17 protein-coding genes are annotated in these 20,966 nt (G+C 46.1%); 9 read left to right on the forward strand and 8 right to left on the reverse strand.

What is annotated here, in order from left to right:
- Positions 1-63: 63 nt before the first annotated feature.
- The 6 genes from thrS to L870_RS0107470 all read left to right on the forward strand — a co-directional run bounded on the left by thrS (position 64) and on the right by L870_RS0107470 (position 6,661).
- The gene (gene thrS / locus L870_RS0107445) at positions 64-2,004 is read left to right on the forward strand and encodes a threonine--tRNA ligase (protein ID WP_028517616.1); all 1,941 of its coding nucleotides are present in this window, start codon (positions 64-66) and stop codon (positions 2,002-2,004) included.
- 102 nt (positions 2,005-2,106) lie between these two features.
- Positions 2,107-2,631, forward strand: coding sequence for a hypothetical protein (locus L870_RS0107450; protein WP_028517617.1), 525 nt, complete (start codon positions 2,107-2,109; stop codon positions 2,629-2,631).
- 137 nt (positions 2,632-2,768) lie between these two features.
- The gene (locus L870_RS0107455) at positions 2,769-3,746 is read left to right on the forward strand and encodes a glycosyltransferase family 2 protein (RefSeq protein WP_028517618.1); all 978 of its coding nucleotides are present in this window, start codon (positions 2,769-2,771) and stop codon (positions 3,744-3,746) included.
- A 20-nt stretch (positions 3,747-3,766) separates the two neighbouring features.
- A complete protein-coding gene (locus L870_RS0107460) occupies positions 3,767-4,267 on the forward strand; it encodes a hypothetical protein (protein WP_028517619.1) in 501 nt (166 codons plus the stop codon).
- Between the two features lie 38 nt (positions 4,268-4,305).
- Positions 4,306-4,812: a hypothetical protein gene (locus L870_RS0107465; RefSeq protein WP_028517620.1), complete on the forward strand. Its 507-nt coding sequence runs from the start codon at positions 4,306-4,308 to the stop codon at positions 4,810-4,812.
- A gap of 442 nt (positions 4,813-5,254) precedes the next feature.
- Positions 5,255-6,661, forward strand: a complete 1,407-nt coding sequence (locus L870_RS0107470) for a glycine--tRNA ligase (RefSeq protein ID WP_028517621.1) — start codon at positions 5,255-5,257, stop codon at positions 6,659-6,661.
- A 252-nt stretch (positions 6,662-6,913) separates the two neighbouring features.
- Here the strand turns inward: L870_RS0107470 and L870_RS0107475 are convergent, their stop codons facing one another.
- The 4 genes from L870_RS0107475 to L870_RS0107490 all read right to left on the reverse strand — a co-directional run bounded on the left by L870_RS0107475 (position 6,914) and on the right by L870_RS0107490 (position 15,002).
- Positions 6,914-8,251 carry an aspartate kinase gene (locus L870_RS0107475; protein ID WP_028517622.1) on the reverse strand — a complete coding sequence of 446 codons (1,338 nt, stop codon included), beginning with the start codon at positions 8,249-8,251 and terminating at the stop codon, positions 6,914-6,916.
- Positions 8,252-8,844: 593 nt separating this feature from the next.
- Complete coding sequence (locus L870_RS0107480) at positions 8,845-10,122, reverse strand: MFS transporter (protein WP_028517623.1); 1,278 nt, start codon at positions 10,120-10,122, stop codon at positions 8,845-8,847.
- A gap of 482 nt (positions 10,123-10,604) precedes the next feature.
- A complete protein-coding gene (locus L870_RS0107485) occupies positions 10,605-12,491 on the reverse strand; it encodes a glycoside hydrolase family 13 protein (protein WP_028517624.1) in 1,887 nt (628 codons plus the stop codon).
- Positions 12,492-12,593: 102 nt separating this feature from the next.
- Positions 12,594-15,002 (reverse strand): glycogen/starch/alpha-glucan phosphorylase, encoded by a 2,409-nt coding sequence (locus L870_RS0107490; protein WP_051411461.1) that lies wholly within the window; start codon positions 15,000-15,002, stop codon positions 12,594-12,596.
- Positions 15,003-15,472: 470 nt separating this feature from the next.
- Here L870_RS0107490 and L870_RS0107495 point away from each other — a divergent pair, with 470 nt between their 5' ends.
- Positions 15,473-16,687, forward strand: coding sequence for a hypothetical protein (locus tag L870_RS0107495; protein WP_028517626.1), 1,215 nt, complete (start codon positions 15,473-15,475; stop codon positions 16,685-16,687).
- A gap of 58 nt (positions 16,688-16,745) precedes the next feature.
- Here the strand turns inward: L870_RS0107495 and L870_RS0107500 are convergent, their stop codons facing one another.
- Positions 16,746-17,738 (reverse strand): helix-turn-helix domain-containing protein, encoded by a 993-nt coding sequence (locus tag L870_RS0107500; protein ID WP_080676380.1) that lies wholly within the window; start codon positions 17,736-17,738, stop codon positions 16,746-16,748.
- 258 nt (positions 17,739-17,996) lie between these two features.
- On the opposite strand from L870_RS0107500, the gene L870_RS16985 reads away from it, so the two are divergent.
- Together L870_RS16985 and L870_RS16990 are read left to right on the forward strand one after the other, a co-directional pair.
- On the forward strand, positions 17,997-18,191 hold the full coding sequence (locus L870_RS16985; protein ID WP_037271621.1) for a hypothetical protein: 195 nt from the start codon (positions 17,997-17,999) through the stop codon (positions 18,189-18,191).
- 111 nt (positions 18,192-18,302) lie between these two features.
- A complete protein-coding gene (locus L870_RS16990) occupies positions 18,303-19,166 on the forward strand; it encodes a YitT family protein (protein WP_051411462.1) in 864 nt (287 codons plus the stop codon).
- Between the two features lie 57 nt (positions 19,167-19,223).
- On the opposite strand, the gene L870_RS0107515 is transcribed toward L870_RS16990, so the two are convergent.
- From L870_RS0107515 to L870_RS0107525, 3 genes are all read right to left on the reverse strand, one after another.
- Positions 19,224-19,709, reverse strand: a complete 486-nt coding sequence (locus tag L870_RS0107515) for a hypothetical protein (RefSeq protein WP_028517628.1) — start codon at positions 19,707-19,709, stop codon at positions 19,224-19,226.
- A gap of 280 nt (positions 19,710-19,989) precedes the next feature.
- Complete coding sequence (gene recR / locus L870_RS0107520) at positions 19,990-20,592, reverse strand: recombination mediator RecR (protein ID WP_028517629.1); 603 nt, start codon at positions 20,590-20,592, stop codon at positions 19,990-19,992.
- A gap of 6 nt (positions 20,593-20,598) precedes the next feature.
- A complete protein-coding gene (locus tag L870_RS0107525; protein WP_028517630.1) occupies positions 20,599-20,949 on the reverse strand; it encodes a YbaB/EbfC family nucleoid-associated protein in 351 nt (116 codons plus the stop codon).
- Between the last annotated feature and the right edge of the window lie 17 nt (positions 20,950-20,966).

Raw genomic sequence — 20,966 nt, forward strand, 5'->3', positions numbered from 1 at the left:
TACAAACGAATAATTATGCATCAAGCATTATGAATTATGAATTAATAAAAAGGAGAGATCATCATGATCAAATTATCATTACCTGACGGCAGCGTTCGCGAGATCGAGTCTGCACAGTCAGCCGCAGAAATCATCAAGGGCATCGGCATGGGACTTTACAAGGCTGCCTGCTGTGTAAAGGTTAACGGCGAGGTCAAGGACCTCCGCACAGTTATCGACAGCGACTGTCAGTTCGAGGTATGCACCTTTGACAGCCTTGACGGCAAAAAGACATTCTGGCACACAGCCTCACATATCCTTGCACAGGCTGTAAAGAGACTTTACCCTGCTGCAAAGCTGGCTATCGGACCTGCTATCGAGAACGGCTTCTACTATGATTTCGACCTCGAAAAGCCTTTCACTCCCGAGGAACTTGAAAAGATAGAGGGCGAGATGAAGAAGATCGTCAAGGAGGGTATTGCACTTGAAAAGTTCGAGCTCTCACCTGCTGACGCTATCGCTAAGCTCAAGGAAATGGACGAGCCTTACAAGGTAGAGCTCTGCGAGGAACACGCTGACAAGGGCGAGCCTATCTCATTCTACAAGCAGGGCGAATTCATCGACCTCTGCGCAGGTCCTCACCTTATGGACACAGCTCCCGTAAAGGCATTCAAGCTCCTTTCATGTACAGGTGCTTACTGGCGCGGCAACGAGAACAACAAGATGCTCAGCCGTGTATACGCTATCGCATTCCCGAAGGCTTCACAGCTTGACGAGTATGTCAAGATGATCGAGGAGGCTAAGCTCCGCGACCACAAGAAGCTTGGCAAGGAGCAGGCACTCTTCATGTTCGATCACACAGCTCCCGGTATGCCTTACTGGCTCCCAAGAGGCTGGAAGCTCTTCAATGCACTTCTTGAATACTGGAGAGGAGTTCACGAGGATCACGGTTATACCGAGATCTCGGGTCCTGTTCTTTCAAAGAAGGAGCTCTGGGTAACATCAGGTCACTGGGATCACTATCAGGACGGTATGTTCGTTATCCCTTCCGAGGAAGATACAGAGGTTTACTGCGCTAAGCCCATGAACTGTCCTAACGCTATCAAGGTATACATGAACAAGCAGCGTTCATACAAGGAGCTCCCCCTTAAATTCAATCAGGTAGACGTTATCCACCGTAAAGAGAAGTCAGGCGAGCTCAACGGTCTCTTCCGCGTTCAGCAGTTCAGACAGGACGACGCTCATATCCTCGTAACAGAGGAGCAGATAGCTTCCGAGATAAACGATATCATGGATATCGCTACAGAGATTTACAAGACCTTCGGTCTGGAGTACAAGGCTGAGCTTTCAACTCGTCCTGACGACTACATGGGCGATATAAACGTATGGAATAAGGCTGAGGCTGACCTCAAGGCTATCCTTGAGGACAAGTACGGTCCTGACGGATACGAGCTCAACGAGGGCGACGGCGCATTCTACGGTCCTAAGATCGACCTGAAGATGAAGGACGCTATCGGACGTGAGTGGCAGATGGGTACTATCCAGCTTGACTTCCAGCTTCCGCTGAACTTCAAGATGAAGTACATCGCTTCTGACGGTTCAGAGAAACAGCCTGTAATGATACACCGTGCTATATTCGGTTCATTTGAGAGATTCATCGGTATCATCACCGAGAACTTCGCAGGTGCATTTCCGTTCTGGCTCTCACCTATGCAGGTAGGTATCGTTCCTATCAGAACAGACCACAACGAGTATGCTAAGAAGGTTGCTGACCTCCTCAAGAAGAACCGCATCAGAGTTGAGGTGGACTATACTGACGACAATATGAAGAACAAGATCAGAAAGTTCAAGGACTTCAAGGATCCATACGTTGTTATCATCGGCGACAGCGAGGCTGAAAACGAGCAGGTATCTATCAATATCCGCGGCAACAAGCAGCTGAAAAACGTTCCTCTCGACAAGTTCATCGAGATGTGCCGTACAATGAACGAGGAGCATTCTCTCGATATTATAGATACTCTTTAATTTAGCTACAAACTTGTAGGGATGCCCATTGGGCGTCCGCGATAATCGCATCGAGACAAGCGGAACGCCGTCCCCTACACAAAAAAGAACGGAGGGAAATTTATGAACGAGCTTTGCAAGATAATCAAAGATATGGTAATACCTAACTTTATGAACATAAGGACTTCACTGCGAACTTACGACTGTGACGCTCTGTGCTGCGGAGCTCCCTGCTGGCGCTGGGCGTATCACGCTATACACTCGGCGGACAAGTGGTTCATAAATCCCTGCGTTTACGATGAACCCTCTTTCCATGAGGAGGGTATGGACAATCCCGACAAGCCGACCTCTGTTGTGCTTTCAGATGAGCAGCTCCTTGAATATCTGAACGCTGTTGAGAAGAAAACTCTCGATTATATCGACAGTCTCACAGACGATATGCTCTATGAATGTCCCGAAAAATGCGAGCACACGCGCATGGAGCTGGTGCTGAGACAGTTTCGGCATATCTCTTTCCATACGGGAATGCTCAACGGTCAGACGGCTCTGGCTACGGGAAAATTCCCAATGTGGGTGTCACAGGCTGATAAGTACGTCGATGACGGCATATTCTTCGGCAGATACCGCAAGGGACAGGTAACTAAATAAAAAAAGGCACCTTCGGGTGCCTTTTTAATTAATAATGCGTAATTGCGCATTGATAAAACTAACAGCTATGCGCTTTATTGACATATTTCGCCCCCTGTGATATACTTAATAAAAACAGCTTCACGAAAGGATACGCTATGCAGTCACCTGAAAAACTTTATATGGTAGTTCCGTGCTATAACGAGCAGGAAGTGCTCAGAGAAACAGCGAAACAGCTGAAAATAAAATACACTGCCCTTATCTCATCAGGTCTTATATCTCCCGAAAGCCGTGTAGTTTTCGTAAACGACGGTTCTTCCGATCAGACATGGAGCATAATAAAGGAGCTTCACGACAATGAGCCTTCCCTCTTCTCAGGCATAGATCTTGCCCACAACAGCGGTCATCAGAATGCAGTCCTCGCAGGACTTATGACCGTAAAGGATATCTGTGATATGTGTATAACTATGGATGCAGACCTTCAGGACGATATCAATACCATTGACGAAATGGTAAAGAAATACTATGAGGGCAATCAGGTGGTCTACGGTGTTAGAAGTGCAAGAAATACCGATACTTTCTTCAAAAAGACTACGGCAGAGGGATTTTATAAATTCATGAAGGTAATGGGTGCGGACGTAGTGTATAATCATGCGGACTTCCGCCTTATGAGCAAAAGAGTTTTGCAGGAGCTTGCAAACTTCAAGGAAGTAAACCTGTTCCTTCGCGGAATGGTGCCCCTTATAGGCTTTCAGAGCTGCAAGGTGTACTACGAGCGCCATGAGAGAGCCGCAGGCGAAAGCAAATATCCGCTGAAAAAAATGCTCTCCTTTGCTATCAACGGCATAACCTCGTTCAGCACAAAGCCTTTGAAGCTCATAACAGCTCTTGGACTTATCATGTCCGCAGTCAGCATAATCGCATTCATATGGGCGTTCATCACGAAGATAGTGGGCTTTACCGAGCACGGCTGGTCAAGTACCATGTGCTCCATATGGCTTATAGGCGGTTTGCAGCTTTTCTGCCTCGGTATAATTGGCGAGTACATAGGCAAGATATACGCCGAAGTAAAACAGCGCCCGAGATATATAATAGCGGAATTTCTCAACGAAACCGATAAAAAAGAAGAAAAATGACAGGATAAGGAGATCAACAAATGGACACTATAAAAAATGCAATAGGTTTTTTGCTGTTATATCTGCCCGTAACTGCTTTAATTGCAATAGTTATCGCTGCGGTGCTGATGATAAAATGGAAAATAAAGAAAGCAGGTCTGAAAATTTTACTGACTGCTGCCGTTTCAATATGTGTGATATATTTCTTATTTCCGTTTACAAAAGGTCCGCACGCCACATTCACTTGGAAACACATAGCCAAGGCAGAAACTATAAGTGAAGAAGATGTAGACAGTGCTATGGAAGCGTGCAAGAAATATTTCTGTGACAGAGAGAACTTTCAATATTGCTGGCTGCAAGAACTTAAATTCGAGGAAAATGAATATAATTACAAGAAAAACAGCGATAATAAGGAAATACTGATTATTGAATCAAAAATAAAATCAGGCATTAAATCAAGTGCCGCTTATGACGGCAAGCATTTCACAGTTGAACGCGGACAAGGCGAAAACTGGACGGTAAAAAGTATTGGCGGAGGCTGATAATAAAAATCACAGCTTAGTTTATAGGAGGGATCATTTTGGTTTTGTTTATTTACTATATATTGCCTGCACTGGTAATTTTAGGCTCGATAATTGCGATCATAGTACTAATAAAGAAAAAAGGCAAACAAGTATTTTTACCCTATGCAATACTTCCTGTGATATCGTTATTGTGTATGTTTTTCCTGGGCTTGCATATCAAAGAAGGCGGACCATACACAAAAACACCTGATACGGAAAATGTTGAACTGCTGGCAGGAGAACAAAATTTAAAGGCATTTCCCATAAGCGAACAGGAACTGAACGATATATTTGAAGTATGCATTGATCAATTCAAAAAAAGTGATAATTTTGAATACTGCAAATTAAACCAGCTCAGATACCTGGAAAGATATTCAAACGATGATTGTGATAGCGTATTTATCGCTGTAGACTACAAGAGAGGCTATCTGAGCCCGGGTGGAAATAATGGAAGATTCTTTAATATCGAGCGTAAAAAAGGCAGCAATAATTGGGGGTTTAAAAGAATCGTTACTTGTGTTTGATATCGCACATCGCAGTGCGCAGAGCCTGCATCCCCTTGCTCGTCCGCGAATTACGCATAAACTCCAAATGACGCGCTGTGGGGGCGAACAGTGTTCGCCCGTTAGTTGAGGAGCGGGAACGGAGTCAGCAAGTTATAATGAGATCATCAGGGGCTGCCATAGGCAGCCCCTACACATAGCTGCGGCATATATAATGGTTACGGATAAACTGGCGCGCGGAACTCGCCCCTACAATTCTATTCACTTGGGGAACGCCGAAGCGGCGTTCCCTACAGGCTAACGGCTAAAACAGCTTGACATTTTCGGGACAATGCGGTAAATACCCCTGTTTTCCCGCCGCAAGGCGGGAAAACTTTAAAAAGCTCCATAAGTCTTGACTTTTTTTCATGTTTGAGGTAAAATATAAGTTGACTATATAAATATAAAAGCGAGGTTGCTTAATATGCTTAAAAACAATGAAAAAGTAATGGACAAGATAGTTGACCTTTGTAAATCAAAGGGCTTCGTTTACCCGGGCTCTGAAATTTACGGCGGTCTTGCAAATACATGGGACTACGGTCCGTTGGGCGTTGAGCTGAAAAACAACATCAAGAAAGCTTGGCTCAAAAAATTCGTACAGGAAAACAAGTATAACGTAGGTCTTGATTCCGCTATCCTTATGAACCCACAGACTTGGGTAGCTTCAGGACATATCGGCGGTTTCTCAGACCCTCTCATGGATTGTAAGGAGTGTAAGACCCGTCACCGTGCCGACAACCTTATCGAGGACTTCGACGGCACTAATGTTGCAGGCTGGTCAAACGAGCAGATGATGGACTATATCAAGGAAAAAGGCATTACCTGCCCTAACTGCGGCAAGCAGAACTTCACTGATATCCGTCAGTTCAACCTTATGTTCAAGACATTTCAGGGCGTTACCGAGGACAGCAAGTCTGAGCTTTATCTCCGTCCCGAGACTGCACAGGGTATCTTCGTAAACTTCGCTAATATACAGAGAACCACACGTAAAAAGGTGCCTTTCGGCGTTGCACAGGTAGGTAAGTCTTTCCGTAACGAGATCACTCCCGGTAACTTCATTTTCCGTGTACGTGAGTTTGAGCAGATGGAGCTTGAATTCTTCTGCAAGCCCGGTACTGACCTTGAGTGGTTCGACTACTGGAGAAGCTACTGCAAGAACTTCCTTCTCTCACTTGGTCTCAAGGAGGAGAATATCCGTCTCCGTGACCATGACAAGGAGGAGCTCTGCTTCTATTCAAAGGCTACAACAGACTTCGAGTACCTCTTCCCGTTCGGCTGGGGCGAGCTCTGGGGCGTTGCAGACAGAACCGACTATGACCTTACACAGCATATCAATACAAGCGGCAAGTCACTTGAATACTTTGACCCTGAGTCAAACGAGAAGTATATCCCATACGTTATCGAGCCTTCTCTCGGCGTAGAAAGACTCTTCCTCTCAGTTGTTACTGAGGCATATGACGAGGAAGAACTGGTTTCAACTGACAAGGACGGCAAGGAGAAGAAGGAAACAAGAACAGTTATGCACTTCCATCCTGCACTTGCTCCTTTCAAGGCTGCTGTACTTCCTCTCGTTAAGAAGCTCACACCAAAGGCTGAGGAAGTATACGATATGCTCTCCAAGAAGTTCATGGTAGACTTCGACGAGGCAGGTACTATCGGTAAGAGATACCGCCGTCAGGACGAGATCGGTACACCTTTCTGTATCACATACGACTTCGATACACTTGAAAAGGACAACTGCGTAACAGTCCGTGACCGTGACACAATGCAGCAGGAGCGTGTAGCTATCGACGACCTCGTTGCATACCTCGAAGCTAAAATGCAGTTTTGAGTTGTTAGTGATTAGTTAAAGAGTAAGGGCGCACAGCTTAACTGTGCGCCTTTTTGTATGCCTGTGTAGAAGCGGCTGTATCAATGCGTAATGTATAATTCATAATTAAAAATACAAGATACGATGTGTAGGGGCGGCGTTCCGCCGCCCGTCAATTTCGATGATACAGGAACGAGCAAGGCAGCGCGGAGAAAGGGTTCAGCGCTAACGCTGCCAAAAAGCCCGTGAACGTTAATCGCTCACGGGCTTTTATTACTGCTTTTCTGAATTGATAAACATATCGTAGATACGGCGGATAGCCTCTGGGAGGTCGTTCTCGCTTACGCCGATGATAACGTTGAGCTCGCTTGAACCCTGATCTATCATCTTTACGTTGATGCGGGCATGAGCCATAGAAGCGAAGATACGTGCAACAGTACCTCTTGTGTTCTTCATGCGGCGACCAACTACTGCGAGGAGTGCGATGCCGTCTTCTATCTCAAGATGATCGGGGTTTACAGCCTTGCGAAGCTCTGCAAGCACCTTGTCACGTACAGGATTGAGCTTATCTGTGCTGACTGTGATGCTCATGGTGTCGATACCTGAAGGCATATGCTCGAATGAAAGACCGTTGTTGTAAAGTACAGTCAGTACCTTCATACCGAAGCCTGTCTCATTATTCATCATGGCTTTTTCGATATTGATAGTGCTGAAGCCCTTCTTGCCTGCGATACCTGTAATTGTATGGTTAAGGCTTTCCTTGCTGAAATCATAGTCATTGCCGACTATCATAGTACCTGCGTCCTGCGGAGCATTGGTATTTCTGATATTTATCGGGATATCTGCTGAACGTACAGGGAAAATAGCGTCCTCGTGGAGTACGGAAGCTCCCATGTAAGCAAGCTCACGAAGCTCGCGGTATGTTATTACTTCGATAACATCGGGATTATCAACTATTCTTGGGTCAGCTACGAGGAAGCCCGAAACGTCTGTCCAGTTCTCGTAGATATCAGCCTTTACAGCGTTTGCGATGATAGAACCTGTAACGTCAGAGCCGCCGCGTGAGAAGGTCTTGATGTAGCCCTCTGTAGTTCTTCCGTAGAAGCCGGGGATAACTGCGTTGTCAAGGCCGCTGAGCTTCTCGCGTACAGCCTTTACTGTCTCGTCAAGGAGAAGTACGCCGTTTGTATCGAATATGATAACGTCAGCAGCGTCAACGAAATTGAAGCCGAGGTAGTTTGCAAGCACCTTGCCGTTGAGATACTCGCCGCGGCTTGCTGCGAAATCCTTGGCAGGACGAGCCTTGAGCTCATTAACGATAGCATCGAACTCTTCGTCCAGTGACATATCAATGCCAAGCTCTGAGATAATGCCGTTATAGCGGTCCTTGATTATCTGGAAATCCTTTGAGAAGTCCATGCCGCTGCCTGCAAGCTCACAGCACTTGTAAAGCATATCTGTTATCTTTATATCGTCGGAAAATCTCTTTCCGGGAGCTGACGGAACAACGTATCTGCGCTTTTCGTCGCTCTTGATTATGGCAGCTACCTTTTTGAACTGATTTGCGTCAGCAAGGGAGCTTCCGCCGAATTTAACAACCTTATTACTCATATATATCATCCTTCGTAACTTTGATAATTTTATAGCAATACTTATTATATGCTATTTTGCGTATGAAATCAATTGACAGAAAGCCAAAATTAGACACAATAAAAGTTGTGTTTTTGGTGAATACGCTTGTACGCCGCTGGCGGACAGCACGGAGCCCGCGCTGCCTTGCTCGTCCGAGTATCATCGAAAGGGCTGTTGCTTCTCGACACGGGGAATAGCCTCGGGCTGTCGAGGACGCCAGCCCATACACATGGGGTTAATGTCGTTTGTATTGTAAGGTATACACGGGCGAGTGGAACTCGCCCCTACAATGCGGTCATGCTATTTGTGTCGTAAGGCATGGGACGTCGAGGACGCCGTCCCCTACACTACTTTCTACTAACTACTCACTTGCGTGCCGCCAAAGGCAGCCCCTACAAATAGTTACGGTATACATAAAGGTTATGTGTAATACGGGCGCACAGTGTGCGCCCCTACATGAGTTCATGTTGCTTGCGTCGTAATTTGCGGAACGCCGAGGGCGGCGTTCCCCTACACTATGCACTAATAACAAAATATCCCCGAAAACAAGTGCTTTCGGGGATAGAGTTTTATTATTCTTTTTTCTTGCGCAGAAGCAGGCTGAATATTGTACATACTGCAACTCCTGCAAAGCCGAGGACTGCGAAGAGGAATGCAGCTCCCGAACCTTTTCCGCTTCCGAAAAGCGATACCATTGCACTGTCGGCGGATCTTCCCGACATATAAGGCTCAAACACCTTGTCGATAAGTATGCCGCCCGAAAGGTATCCCACGGGTATGGTGAAGAATTGCAGGGTATTTCGGCATGAATACACTCTTCCCTGCATATCGGCAGGAATAGTGCTCCTGAGGATAACGTCCAGATTTGCGCCCATATACGGTATGAAAAGCCAGCCGCAGACAGCTCCGATACACCATATAACAGGCGAATCGCTGAATGCGAGCATGAAATTTTCCGTACTCATCGAGAAAAACAGCGCAAGGCATATGGCTTTTACGCGGTTTTTCGGAGCAGGCGACAGTGAAGCTATAAGGCTTCCTGCCAGTGCAGCCGCACCTGCGAAGAAATTTACCGTGCCGAGCGTTTTTTCGCCGTCTGATGCCTTTTCAAGCACCATTGCAGGCAGTGCGGAATTGTAAGCCGATGCGATAAGATTTATACCTGCAAGAAAGAATATGAGTATCAGCACTACGGGGCAGCCTTTCAGCCATTTCAGCCCTGCCTTTGCCGATGTGAGCAGAGGTTCTTTCTTTTTGTCCGTGTTTTTGGGCTCGGGGATAGGTATGAACAGCAGCAATACCGTGAATGCCGCTGCAAAGGTTATGAGGTCAGCGGTAATAACTGCCGATACACCGCCGAATGTGAACAATATCGTTGCCAGAACGGGCGTAAGCAGTGTATTCAGCGACTGTGAGAACGACCGCAGTCCGCTTGTTTTCTGGTAATATTCCTTTGGTATGAGCTGTGTGGAAGCAACTTCGCTTGCAGGCTGCTGTACGGTGTTCATAAGCCCGTTGAGGGCGTTTATCAGGTACAGATGCCATGGTGCAAGAGCGTCGGTTTTTATGAGTATGAACGCTGCAACTGTAGTCATTGCTGCGAACAGGTCGCACAATAGCATGACGCGCTTTTTGTTCCATTTATCGCTGAGTGCGCCTGCGAATATGCTCATCAGCACATATGGCGCATACGAGCATACAGTAAGAAGTGCGGTTTTCAGTGCAGAACCGCTGTAGTCATAAAGCCACAGTACCAACGCATAGCTCGTCATAGCGCTCCCAAGTGCGGAAAGAGACTGAGTGCTCCACAGTAAAAGATATATCCTTAGTTGTTTTATTGAATTTTTCATTTGACTTTGCTCCTTTTGATATTATCGTCGGAAATGCAAAGTCCGAGGGGGTATAGCCGTTAGACTTTAGGTTTTATCTCCATGCAGTTCCCTCAAACCTTGCATGGAGCATTTACAACGCATCGTCTCATGATTATCTCCTTAGTTGTCAGTGATTAGTGTATAGTGGTTAGTGATCAGAATTGTAGGGGCTGTCTGCTCTGCATATAGCATTGCCAACCAAATCACAGATTTGGGGCACTGCTTATGTGGCAGCCCGTCAATTTTGATAATATTCCCCGTGTCGAGAAGCAGCTACTCTTTTGATGATACGTGGACGAGCAAGGGTGCAGCGTCACGCTGCCCGTGTCGAGAAGCAGCTGCCCTTTTGATGATACGCGAACGAGCAAGGGTGCAGCGTCACGCTGCCCGTGTCGAGGAGCAGCTGCCCTTTTGATGATACGCGGACGAGCAAGGGTGCAGCGTCACGCTGCCTCAGCTCGCTATTCGATGAATTTAGCTTTGATGATAGTATAGCCGTAAGGCTTTACTGTAATGGTATCGTTCATAAATCCGCCGTAGAATGGCTGGAAGTCCTCAAAACGCGAGAGTATTTGGCTGATATTTTCAAGCTGGACTGTATCGCTGCTTCTGTTGACGAAGAAGATATAGTCCATTTTCTGTCCCTGACGGGTAAAGCCGATGAGTCGGCTGTCGTGAGTCTCTTTCTCGTTGATGACGAAGTATATGCGTCCGTCCTTCATATTCGGGATAGACTTTCTTACTCTTCCAAGCTCTGCAACGTAGTTGATAAGGTCTTTATCCTCATGTCCCCACGGATAGCAACGGCGGTTGAATGGGTCTTTATAGCCCTGAAGTCCTGCTTCGTCGCCGTAGTATATGCTGGGCACGCCGGGGAGGAAGAATTGCAGAGCCATTGCAGCCTTCAGCATTTCCTTGCCGTGAGCGTACTGCTCCTCTGAGAGATAGCGTTCAGCCATCCAGTCCTTGGTCTTGTCATCGCAGTTCTCACCGCCGAGACGGTTTATTGCACGTTCGATATCGTGTGTCGAAACGAAGTTCATAAGTACATCAATGGTAGGCTTGGGGTAGTTCTCGACTATGGACATTACAGAGATAATGAAGTCGATAGGCTTGCCGCCCTTCATAAATGCGATTATAGCCTCACGGAAGGGGTAATTCATTACCGAGTCTACCTGATCGCCCAAGAGATAGCGGCGCTTTATGCCGTAGCTCTCCTTATTGGTAGCGTCCTCCCATACCTCACCGATGATTATTTTTTCCTTGTCATAGCCCTTTACGCATTTTCTCAGGTTATTGAGGAACTCATCGGGAAGCTCGTCGGCAACATCAAGACGGAAGCCTGCTGCGCCTCTGTCCAGCCAGTAGCGGAGAACTCCGTCCTCACCGCAGATGAATTCGGTGTAGTCCTCATTGTTTTCCCATACGTTAGGGAGAGTGTCTATACCCCACCATGCTTCGTATACATTTGGGTAGTCGATGAATGTGTACCAGTCGTAGTATTTGCTCTTCTTTGACTGATAAGCGCCTACCTCGGGATAGCGTCCGTATTTGTTGAAGTAAACGCTGTCTGCGCCTGTATGTGAGAATACACCGTCGAGTATAACGGTCATATCGTACTTTTCTGCTTCCCTGCAAAGCTCCTCGAACTCCTCGTTAGTACCGAGAAGAGGGTCTGCCTTCATATAGTCGGCAGTATTGTAGCGGTGATTTTCGTGGGATTCAAATATAGGATTGAGGTATATGCAGGTAACTCCCAGATTGTGGAGATAAGGGAGCTTTGACTGTATACCTGCAAAATCTCCGCCGAAATAGTCGTTGTTCCATACGTGTCCGTTCTCATCGGGCTTGTAGTAGGGAGTTCCTTCCCAGTCGTCGCGGAGAATGCGTCCCTCGGGGATATTCTCCTTAGGCTTGCCGCTTTTGCAGAAGCGGTCAGGGAATATCTGGTACATTATGCCGCCCTTGAGAAAATCAGGAGTCTCGTAACGGTTCTTGTATACCGTAAGCTGGAACATCTCGCCGTGGTCGAGACCGCCCTCGTGGAGGTTTATTTTCTTGATATAGTGGCGTATGCCGCCCTCTGTATATGAGAAGTAGTAATAGTGGACATCGGCATATCTTGCGTTGTATTCGGCTGTGTATGCAAAGCAGTCATCTTCCTCGGTGACTTCGTTCATAGTGATAAAACGCTCTTTGAAGCCTGTTCTGAAAAGCACAAGAACAGGTGAATAATCAGGGATCTTGTCCTTTGGCAGACGAATTGTGAAGCGGCAGGTCTCATACTGCCTTATTGCTCCGAAAATTGATTTATATTTCAGGTTCCAAGTATCATAGAAAGGTCTCATATAGAAAAACACTCCGTTTTCTTATTCTGATAGACTATGTATCATTTTTGTGTTTGAAAAAGGGGACGAAGAAAGCAACGTCCCCTTCTTGACATCAGTTTATTATCTTAAATGCCAGATGTTTTCAGCGTATTCTGTAACAGCGCGGTCTGCTGAGAAGATACCTGCGCCTGCTATATTGTTGAGAGACATCTTAGCCCACTTGAATTTGTCCTCATAGCACTCAGTGATGTACTGCTGTGCCTTTCTGTAGCTGTCAAAGTCAGCAAGCACCATATACGGGTCTCTGTCCTTGAGTGAATTTGCAACGTCGTTGAAGGTACAGCCGTTTATACCGTGGTACATACGGTCGATAGCCTCGCGGATACGGTTGTCGTTGTTGTAGTAATCGCAGGGGTTATAGCCTCTTGCGCGGAGCGCATTGACCTCGGGTGTGGTCATACCGAAGATAACTATATTGTCATCGCCGCAGGCTTCCTTTATCTCGATATTAGCACCGTCAAGTGTACCGAGAGTGATAGCGCCGTTGAGCATGAGCTTCATATTGCCTGTACCCGATGCCTCTGTACCTGCAAGGGATATCTGCTCGGAAACGTCGGAAGCAGGCATGAGGTGCTCGGAAAGAGTTACGCAGTAGTTCTCGAGGAATACTACCGAGAGCTTCTGGCTTATCTTCGGGTTCTTTCTTATTTCCTCGGATATAGCCCATATCATCTTGATTATCTGCTTTGCAAGATAGTATCCCGGAGCAGCCTTTGCAGCAAAGATATAGGTCTTTGGAGTGAAAGGAGCGTCAGGGTCATTGAGGAGATATGCATAATCCGAAAGGATATTCATTACATTGAGGTGCTGTCTCTTGTATTCGTGGAGACGCTTTACCTGTACATCGAAGATACTGTCGGTATTGAGAACGATTCCCGACTGGTTCTTGACATACTTTGCGAAGGCTTCCTTGTTTTCCTTCTTTACGTCCATGAGCTTTGTGAGAACGTCCTTATCGTCCTGATATTCTCTGAAGTTTTCAAGCTCTGCGCCGTCCTTGATGAACTTTTTGCCGATAGTATCGCTGAGGAGCTGTGTAAGTCCCGGATTTGACTGGAGAAGCCATCTTCTGTAAGCGATGCCGTTGGTAACGTTCTTGAACTTTTCAGGTGTATTCTCGAATTCGTCGTGGAATACGGACTGCTTGATTATCTCCGAATGGAGCTTGGATACGCCGTTTACGCTGTGTGAAGCTGCCACACAGAGAGTAGCCATGTGTATCTGATTGTCCTTGATTATGGACATACGTGTAGTTTTAGCGCTGTCGCCGCCGTTTCTCTCCATGAGATTCTGGCAGTAGCGGTTATTTATCTCAACAATGATAGAGAAAATTCTCGGTATAACGGTCTTTACAAGGTTTACATCCCATTTTTCGAGAGCTTCTGCCATAACAGTGTGATTTGTATATGCAAAAGTTTTTGTGACTATATCCCAAGCCTTATCCCAGCCGTATCCGCAGTCGTCAAGGAGTATTCTCATAAGCTCCGGGATAGCGAGTGTGGGGTGGGTATCGTTTATGTGGATAGCGACCTTGTCGGCAAGGTTTTCGAGAGTACCGTAAACGTTCATGTGAGTATTTACGATATCGCCTATTGAAGCTGCGCAGAGGAAGTACTGCTGGCGCAGACGGAGGCTCTTGCCTTCGTGGTGGTTGTCGTTAGGGTAAAGTACCTTTGAGATAGCGTTTGCGATAGAGTTCTGAGCGAGAGCTCTGTCGTAATTGCCCTTGTTGAACATCTCCATATCAAAGCTCGGAGCTTTTGCAGTCCACAGACGGAGTACGGAAACGCCGTCAGAGCCGTAGCCTGATACGTACATATCGTAAGGTGTAGCTACAACGGTATTGTAGTTGACATGGGAGATATAGTGGTAGCGGTCGTCCCAGTATTCCTGAAGATCGCCTTCAAAGTGTATATCTATAGACAGCTCAGGCTTTGGAACCAGCCATACCGAACCGCCGGGGAGCCAGTTGTCGGGGAGCTCTGTCTGCCAGCCGTCCTCCAGCTTCTGCTGGAAGATGCCGTATTCATAGCATATTGAATAACCCATAGCAGGGAAGCCTGTAGTAGCAAGACCGTCAAGGTAGCAGGCAGCAAGTCTGCCGAGACCGCCGTTTCCGAGACCTGCATCGGGTTCGTGGTCGTATATCTTCTCGAGGTTTATATCATAAGGCTTGAGCATTTCCTTTATGCCGTCAGCCAGCTCGAGATTGTAGATGCTTGTTTTGAGTGAGCGTCCCATAAGGAACTCCATTGAAAGGTAGTAGATCTGCTTGCCGCCCACCGAGTGGGTATGATTGATGAAGCTCTGCCTCTTTGCACCAAGTATTTCCACGATTATAGAGGAAAGTACGTGGTAAACCTGTTTGTCTGAAGCTTCTTCGGGCGAAACGCTGTACAGAAGCTGAAGTTTTCTTGGGAATTCTTCCTTGATCCTGTCCATAAGAGGGTTTGCCTTTTTTGTAGCCATATCTGATCTCCATTCTGCCGCAGATGCGGCGTTATTACCTTTTGTATAAATATCCCAATGATTTACCACTTGCTTTAGCCGATGGTAAGAAATCATTTTACAAGCGGTATACATTTCAATTATACTATGATTTAAATGATTTTTCAAGTGTTTATTTCAACAAATATTTGTCCACCAAATATACGTATTACGGAATTTCGCCAAAAACATAGAAAAAACAGCCGCAAAACGCCGTTCGTCCGTTGTGCATATCGACTGAAAGGTAAGAAAAATGTTTTTATATTTGTGCATAAAAACGAAAAAATTTGACCCTGTAAAAATTTCTATATTTTTAAAATATAAAACTTAGAAAATGTTTGAAATTTGTATTATTATGTGTTATAATAGTAAAAGCGGTTCGCGAAAAACAGAGCCGCATTAAATGAAAGTGTAGATAAAAGACAACAAAAGAAAATGAAAAGGTGATGTTTATGGAAACTAAAAAACGTTTTTCAATACTTAAATGTGTAATTATAGTTCTTTGCTTTATCCTGATCGTGGTGTCGATCACTGTCAATATCATGTTCTCGGGCGGAAAAACGCCTAAGGTAGCCGGAAACTACATCTACGTAGTAAAAGAGTCCGATAATATGGGCGGAAACGTTACAGAGGGTGCAGCTCTTATAGCTCCCGATGCAAAGGATCTTTCCATTGCAAGAGGCGATATCGTACTTGCTTATCCTGCCGATGATCCCGACAAGATCCATGTTCTCAGTATCTTCGATGTTGTTACGGCTGAGGACGGTACGGAAAGATACACAACTGCTGACGCTACAAATGTAGGAAGCTCGGAATCTATCCCTAAAAGCAGTATTGTCGCTCTTTGCACCGGTCATACAGAAAGCAAGGAACTTGGTTGGTTCATAAGATTTGCTTCAAGCATCAAGGGTATACTTCTTTTGCTTGTTATTCCATGTGTTATCCTCGTTATCATGCTTATTGCAAAGCTGGCTTCAAGCAAGGGCGATGAAGACGATGACTTCGGCTTCTATGAGTATGACGAAAGAGAAAAACAGAGAGAGCTTTCAGAGTCAAGAAGAAATTCTCACGACAAGGCAGGCAATCCTCTCTTTGAACCTTCACAGGAGATACAGCCGAGCAGCGAGCTTGAGCGCAAGAAGATGTCTATTGCCGAGAACTTCAGCCAGAAGAAGGTAAATCCCGATTCTCCTTATCAGAAGGAGAAAGAGCGTACAATGCAGTTCAAGACACAGCGCAGTGCTGAGAGCACATTTGCTGCAAGAAACGTTGGCGGTTCTTCTTCAACAGCTCCTACAGCGGACGCTCTCAGAGAAGAGATGCTCCGTAAGACAGCTGAGGCTGAGCGCACAGGTACATTCAATATCAAGACTACAAGCACTCCGCAGCAGCCCGCAGCTCCTGCCGAGCCTATCACTGATAATACTGGTATCCTTTCAAAGAGCCAGCTTGCTGAGATGTCAAGAAACGATGTTCCTAAGACAACTCCTCTGAGAAGTCAGTCAGCTCCTTCAACAGCTGCTCCAAAGCCTGTAAAGAAGAGCAATACACCTGATATTTCGGATATAATCAACAAGACCGAGCACAACGAGCGCAAGAAGAAGGCTGCGGATATGTCCGTTGATGACCTTCTCAAGCTCATCGAGGAAGAAAAGAAAAAGCTCTGATAAAAGATCAAAGGCAGACCACATGGTCTGCCTTTTTATGTATATGCAAGGGCTTTTGTCAATCAACTTTGTTTTTTCTGATGCTTGATTCTATAATGCTTACCACAGGGGAAAGAACGCCTGCTATTACCCATATGAGCCATGTTATGCCCCAGTTTTTTGTGATAAAGCTCCAGCCGAGGTATATAGCCGTAACTATGCACCAGTAGGCTGTCATTACCTTGGAATTGCGTTTTTCCTTCTTCTTGCGCGAGAATTCGTTCTCCTCAAGGAGCTTTCTGAAGCCGTCCATTTTTGTGCAGGTATGTATTATCAGGTAAAGTCCCACAGCTATGGAAATGAACATTGCGGCTATTGATAAGGCTTCGATTGTGTTATTGTCGATGAATAACTGACTGAAAACTATTATCGGTATGAACGAGAGTATAAACAGCATTACGCCTGCTATTATCGAGAAATTGTGCTTAGGCTCGTACTTTGACTTCTTTTCTGTGACCATGCCCGATACGCCGTACTCTGTGTCGATACCCTCTTTGTCAAGGTACTTAAATGGCTTGTACTTGTTTCCCGATATTATGAACAGTGAAACAGCTACAGCTATTAATATGAGCATAACAGGTACGCCTATGATAGGGCCTGCTTCGGGGAATGGCTCAAAGTAATCGAGCATGATAATGGGCAGGAAAGAGCAGGTGCAGAGAGCTACACCTGTAGGGATAAGCTTTGAACGCTTTTCGTTCTCTACAAGGAATTTGTTTGCTTCCTCCATTGAGACTCTGCGGAGAGGCGGCTCGGTCTCTGCTTTCTCCTGTGGTGTGGAATTATCAGAAGGGAGCTCGACTGTATCCTTTAATAATGAGTCTGTGGTCACTCCGAAAATTTCTGAGAGCTGTAATATACGATTAAGGTCGGGCGTGGACTGTGCGCCCTCCCATTTTGAAATTGACTGTCTGCTCACACCGAGCTTTTCAGCAAGCTCTTCCTGTGACATTCCTGATTTTTTTCTCAGTTCGATTATCTTGTCTGCAAGTATCATATATGTTACCTCCATATGTTTTTTCCCTCGGGGAATGTCCCGTGGTCTATGGTCTTATTTTATCATTTCGGGCAGTTACATACAAGCAACCCGACTTTACAATTTGTCAATCGGTGGTTGCAAATGCCGATATTTCGCGTGTTTTTTTGAAAAACGTCATGTTTGTCAAAAAGCTCTTGATTTTAACGAATTGATGTGCTATAATGATTTTAAAGTCCGCGCAGGTGTGCGTATGGGACGATCATAAATCAATATGAAAGAAGGTATCCCCCTATGGAGATAAAAAAAGCAATTGAAACAGTAGAGAAAAAAACAGGTATTGATCTCCCCGATGAGAAGATCGAGAAGATCGCAACTAAAGAAAATATTGACAAGGCTAAAGATATGATCAGCAAGGTGGCTACCAAGGAGAACATCGAAAAGGTAAAGGATAAGGTCGGCGACATCGTAGATAAGATCAAGAAATAATCGCAACGGGGCGTTTTCAGATGGAAAATGCCCTGTTTTTATATACGATAAGAGGTGAATATGAAGAAAATAATTGATATAATCAAAAATATATGAGCTTTCCGTTTTGTCATGCTGACTGCTGCGGGAGTTGTCAATGCTTTCGGTATAACTCTTTTCCTTACGCCTGTTAAGCTGTATGACAGCGGTATTTCAGGCACTTCCATGCTTCTCGCACAGGTCACGCCTGCATCGCTGTCGCTGTCGATTTTTCTGATATTGCTCAATATACCGCTTTTTCTCTACGGAATGAAAAAGCAGGGCGGAAGCTTTACTCTTAGTGCTATATACACCGTAGCCGTGTATTCCTTAATGTCATGGCTCATAACAGATGTACTTCCCATAGATGTCAGCATAGCGTCGCCTCTTGCAGGCACTGACCTGCTGCTGTGCGCACTGTTCGGCGGCGTGATATCGGGAATAGGAAGCGGTCTTGCCATACGCTTCGGCGGTGCTATGGACGGAATAGAGGTAATGGCTGTAATATTTGCAAAGCGGCTGGGACTGTCCGTAGGCTCATTCGTTATGGTGTACAACGTTTTGCTCTACATAATATGCGGAGCTGTTATACAAAGCTGGATACTGCCCCTTTATTCCATAGTTACATACGGAGCTGCGCTAAAGACCGTAGACTATATAGTTGACGGCTTACAGCGTGAAAAGGCTGCAATGATAATAACAGCCCGTCACGATGATATCAAAAAGCAGCTAATGGAAGAATTCGGCTGCGGAATGACTCTCATAAAGGCTATGGGCGGATATTCGGGAGAAGAACGCACAGTGCTGTATTTTGTCGTGAACCGCTTTCAGGTGATGAAGATGAAAGGCATAGTTCAGAAAATAGACCCACTTGCCTATATCACCCTCACTGAGGTAGCGGATATATTCTCGGTACCTAATAAATGTGTAGGGGACGGCGTCTCGACGTCCCTTTAGGGACTCCGCCAAAGGAACACAGTCCCTTTGGAATTCCGTTCATAGGTTCAGCAAGTTTTATAATGGTTTTCTCTCGAACATCAGCACGGGATAGCCCTCGTAGTAGGGCTTTACTATCTCGGGGTGCTCGTCAGCATAGGTAAATATTTTATCTGCAAGCCCTTCCTTGAGGAAGTCCACAAGCTGTGACAGCGGTCTGTGGTACAGCTCGTCGCATATAGAAGCGAAGGTTATAGCCCGTCTGCCGTCTACTTCCATGATGCGGTAGGGCCATATGCGGCAGTCGAAGGGCTTCTCGTCGCCCAGCATACAGCCGTTTTCAGTGAGCGCGGGACATGAGAACAGTTCATCGCCGCGAAGCTCGCCCACTCTGAATATATAGCCGCCGTCCTTTGTCACGAACTGAGTATCGGGACGGGCGGCTTTTATTTTTTCACATAGCTCTGCGGTAAATACGGGAGTCTCCCATACGTCGTAGCGGTCGAAAATGCAGCAGAGCCGACATTTTGCGCAGGCTTCGCCGCTGAGTATCTTTTTCAGCATGAACAAGCTCCTTTCAAATGCATATTGGTATTATTATACCCGATATACCGCTGTTTGTCAACAGCGGTGCGGCGTTTCGCCGCCCGTGAGACCTTAGCCTTTAGCTGTTAGCTTGCAGGGACGACCATTGGTCGTTCGTGAATCGAGAATGTAGGGGCTGCCTGTGGCAGCCCGCGTCTTGCGATGCAAGCAGCAATGAATTGTCATTCATAATTCATCGGCGTGAGCCGACACAATTAATTATGAATTATGAATTAAAAAACGGGCATAAAGCCCGTTTTTACATATCATTTCTGTTTTCGAGTGCCTTGAAAAGGGTAACTTCGTCTGCGTATTCCAGTATACCGCCAACAGGCAGACCAAAGGCAAGCCTTGTGACCTTTATGCCCATCGGTTTAAGCAGTCCTGCCACGTACATTGCCGTAGCATCGCCCTCAACCGTGGGATTTGTCGCCATTATGACTTCATTTACTCCGCCCTCGGCTATTCTCGCAAGTAGCTCCTTAACGCGGAGCTTGTCGGGAGTAATGCCGTCCATAGGCGAAAGAAGTCCGTGAAGCACATGGTAAACGCCGTTATATTCCCTTGTGCGCTCGAAAGCTGTAACGTCCTTGGGCGTTTCAACAACGCATATAACGCTCTTGTCGCGCTCAGTATCGTCACATATAGGGCATATCTCCCTTTCTGTAAGGTTCTGGCAGCACTTACAGCAATGAACGTTTTTCTTTGCATCAATGAGCGCCTTTGCGAAATCCTCAACAGCTCCCTCGTCCATTGACATAACGTGGTATGCCAGACGCTGAGCGGATTTCATGCCTATACCCGGGAGAGATGCGAATTTTTCCGCAAGTATAACCAGCGGAAGGGCATTGTGGTCAGCCATTATTTATCAGAAAAGACCCGGAAGTGAAACGCCGCCTGTGATCTTGCTCATTTCAGCTTCTGTTGTAGTCTCAACGTTGTTTACAGCTTCGTTTACAGCGCTGATGATGAGATCCTGGAGCATATCTATATCCTCAGGGTCAACTACCTCAGGCTTGAGAGTGAGAGACTTGATCGTCTTTTTGCCTGTTATAGTAACTTCAACAGCACCGCCGCCGGCAGTTGCGGAGAAGTCTCTTGCTTCGATATCTTCCTGAAGCTCTGTGATCTGATCCTGCATCTTCTGAGCCTGCTTGATCATCTGGTTCATATTCTGAGCACCGCCGCCGTTTACGTTCTTTGGTATTCTTGCTTTCATTTTAAAATTCTCCTTTG

The sequence above is a fragment of the Ruminococcus flavefaciens ATCC 19208 genome, from assembly GCF_000518765.1.
In the GTDB taxonomy this organism is placed as follows: domain Bacteria; phylum Bacillota; class Clostridia; order Oscillospirales; family Ruminococcaceae; genus Ruminococcus; species Ruminococcus flavefaciens.

Bases quoted from the DNA above. Each gene is read 5' to 3' on its own strand.
- thrS (WP_028517616.1), top strand. From the start codon at position 64: ATGATCAAATTATCATTACCTGACGGCAGCGTTCGCGAGATCGAGTCT.
- L870_RS0107450 (WP_028517617.1), top strand. From the start codon at position 2,107: ATGAACGAGCTTTGCAAGATAATCAAAGATATGGTAATACCTAACTTT.
- L870_RS0107455 (WP_028517618.1), top strand. From the start codon at position 2,769: ATGCAGTCACCTGAAAAACTTTATATGGTAGTTCCGTGCTATAACGAG.
- L870_RS0107460 (WP_028517619.1), top strand. From the start codon at position 3,767: ATGGACACTATAAAAAATGCAATAGGTTTTTTGCTGTTATATCTGCCC.
- L870_RS0107470 (WP_028517621.1), top strand. From the start codon at position 5,255: ATGCTTAAAAACAATGAAAAAGTAATGGACAAGATAGTTGACCTTTGT.
- L870_RS0107475 (WP_028517622.1), bottom strand. From the start codon at position 8,251: ATGAGTAATAAGGTTGTTAAATTCGGCGGAAGCTCCCTTGCTGACGCA.
- L870_RS0107480 (WP_028517623.1), bottom strand. From the start codon at position 10,122: ATGAAAAATTCAATAAAACAACTAAGGATATATCTTTTACTGTGGAGC.
- L870_RS0107485 (WP_028517624.1), bottom strand. From the start codon at position 12,491: ATGAGACCTTTCTATGATACTTGGAACCTGAAATATAAATCAATTTTC.
- L870_RS0107490 (WP_051411461.1), bottom strand. From the start codon at position 15,002: ATGGCTACAAAAAAGGCAAACCCTCTTATGGACAGGATCAAGGAAGAA.
- L870_RS0107495 (WP_028517626.1), top strand. From the start codon at position 15,473: ATGGAAACTAAAAAACGTTTTTCAATACTTAAATGTGTAATTATAGTT.
- L870_RS0107500 (WP_080676380.1), bottom strand. From the start codon at position 17,738: ATGGAGGTAACATATATGATACTTGCAGACAAGATAATCGAACTGAGA.
- L870_RS16985 (WP_037271621.1), top strand. From the start codon at position 17,997: ATGGAGATAAAAAAAGCAATTGAAACAGTAGAGAAAAAAACAGGTATT.
- L870_RS16990 (WP_051411462.1), top strand. From the start codon at position 18,303: ATGCTGACTGCTGCGGGAGTTGTCAATGCTTTCGGTATAACTCTTTTC.
- L870_RS0107515 (WP_028517628.1), bottom strand. From the start codon at position 19,709: ATGCTGAAAAAGATACTCAGCGGCGAAGCCTGCGCAAAATGTCGGCTC.
- recR (WP_028517629.1), bottom strand. From the start codon at position 20,592: ATGGCTGACCACAATGCCCTTCCGCTGGTTATACTTGCGGAAAAATTC.
- L870_RS0107525 (WP_028517630.1), bottom strand. From the start codon at position 20,949: ATGAAAGCAAGAATACCAAAGAACGTAAACGGCGGCGGTGCTCAGAAT.